General features: G+C 56.3%; 2 protein-coding genes. Both read right to left on the bottom strand.

The genetic code is table 11. The annotated features are described in order from the left end of the window. Nucleotides 1–363: 363 nt before the first annotated feature. Entirely contained in the window at nucleotides 364–798 is a 435-nt protein-coding gene (locus tag ABWV89_RS18785; protein ID WP_353400588.1) for a hypothetical protein, read from the bottom strand. Between the two features lie 7 nt (nucleotides 799–805). After that, a partial coding sequence (locus ABWV89_RS18790; RefSeq protein WP_353400591.1) for a hypothetical protein occupies nucleotides 806–2285 on the bottom strand: 1480 nt, incomplete at its 5' end.

A 2285-nucleotide genomic window follows, 5' to 3' on the forward strand; every position in this document is an offset into this window, starting at 1 on the left:
CCATTACGTCGGTGTCAGGTCTTGCACCATTACGTCGGTGTCAGGTCTTGCGTTTTGCCCCCCACGGTCGCAAAGAGGGCAAAAGGCAAGACCCGACCCCAGCGACTACACGCGAAGCTGTTGAAGTCGATGCGTACTGAGTCACGGTGTCATGCAGGTGGAGTTGCCACCATTCCTGCTAAGGAGGCAAAAGACAAGACGCGACCCCAGCGCCCCGCTGTGGCGAGGAACAAAGGAAGGGTGCAGCTCGCTGGCACCCTTTCTTTTGTCACTACTCTCGAATTGGTATCAGATGCGAAGTATGACAAACATGTCACCGATGGGCCCCGTAGTGGAGAAATCAAACCGTGGTCGTACCAATCCCTACGCAACCTTCCAACTGCGCTCCGTAAGTGAATAGATCTTTGAAGGACCATCGAATCGGCCCTTGCCGCTAAGCAAGTCTCTCAAAGCACTAAGTTCCTCGCAGAACATCTGCTTGTCCACTTGGTACCCACCACTTCGGACAACCTCCGATTCTCTGGTGCCGTTCGAATCCAGCAACAGCCGAGCAGTCAGGTCGAGGATGCTGCATTTGACCCAAGGATCTTGCTCGACAAACTCCTCAAAGTTCGAAAGTATGCCGGAAACCCATCCGCTAGAAAGAGCATCATCTACCTCCTTTAGTACTGCCTTGATATTCGGTCGGCAAGGGTTTTCTGCCGCCACCCGGTCAAGCAAAGCGGCGAGAACAACTTCTCCTGTTGCATCATGCATCCAGAAGGACCTGCCGCGAAACGTAATCAAACTAGAACTCACAGGCACCTCACTCCAATATCAGAATCCTAGATTGCTCTGCCTCAGAAAGGCCTCCGATGTATGACTTTACTGCTTCAATTTGGCTTGCTGACAGGCCTCGTTGAACTGGGTCTACGACGATTACGTCAACTCCTTGCTTATTCAGATGACTTCTGATCGATGACTGCCATTGGGCAAAGGACTTGTCACTGAAGTACTTTCCAGGTGGTGGGCTTGCTCCATCCAGTACTTCACCGCGAGAGGATATCCAGTCTCCATCGCCAGAGGGGTCACGTTTGAGCTTCAATCCCATCTGTTGTTCAATTCTCGCCCCTGTAATAGCTTCATCGACAACAAACTTCCCACCCTTTGCCGGGTCTTTACCCAACTCAACTCGGTGAAGCACACGCGCAAGATTCTCCTTAGGCCCGAGGTCATGCGAAGTCAGCACCTCAATTTCTGCGCGAATAGAACGCGCTTCGTGAACCACTTGCGTCAAGTCACTTGAGCGGTTGGCAGTTTGAGCGAGGCGTTGCGCCACACCGGCAGCACTGGCCGCAGTCAATCCGACCGTAGGCACGCCGCCAGCCGTCTCCATTGCGCCAACGGCCAACTCAGTCGAAGCAGCAACACAGCTAGCAGATCCCACGCCACTGGCACAAGCCAGAACCAATGCTCTTGCAGCCAACCCAAGCAGCGCGCCTCCGCCCGCTCCGACGGCAAGCGCTGAGACCGTTGTTCTGACACGCTCCAGCGACTCCGCGTTCTCGGAGGCATAGTCCAGGCCTTCGATTGCTCGGCCTAGATCTCGAACTTGTTGCCGCTGAAGACCCGCCAGCACTTCCGGTCGGTCGGCAAAGACTTTTGCCGCTCGATCCGAGTACAACTCTCGGAGCCCTTCAGCAGTGTCCTTAATCTCCCCAGAACATTTTTCCGGGTGTACTTGACATCGCTGTTCGAGGTCTGCGCCCTTTCGTGCAGAGGAGGTCTCGATGCTTCGCAGCAAGCTGTCGCAGTTCGTCTTACAGTTGCGCTCGACCAAATCCAGAGCAGCTTTGACACTTCGCCCCGTCAAATAATTGTTCCCAACCGCACTCTCGCCAAGCGCAGTGCCCAGCCCGTAATTCGCCTGGGCCTGTCTGCCGTCTCCCGTGGCCGCAGATGCCACGCCGCCAGCCACGCCAGACCAGAACTTCAGATCCTGATCGGACATGGTGTAGCCGGTTTGCCGGTCGATGGCGCCAGCCGTCAGGTGGGCTGTGACGGCACCTGCCGCTCCAGCAGCGCAACCCTTGCTGCTGGCGGTGCGGACCATACCCAAACCGCAACCCACTGCACCATGGGCCAGTTCACCCTGGAACTCGCTCAGTGCGCCGTCGAGCTTCTGTTTACCAATGTGGCCAGCAAAGCCCTCGCCCAGCTTGTCAAACCCGGCGTTCATCCCCGCATTGAGCAGGTTCTCGCCAAAGCTGCCGCCGTAAGCAAAGGTGCTGCCCAAGGCCGTGGCT

Origin of the sequence: Hydrogenophaga sp. 5NK40-0174 (assembly GCF_040372165.1) — a bacterium.
In the GTDB taxonomy this organism is placed as follows: Bacteria; Pseudomonadota; Gammaproteobacteria; order Burkholderiales; family Burkholderiaceae_C; genus Hydrogenophaga.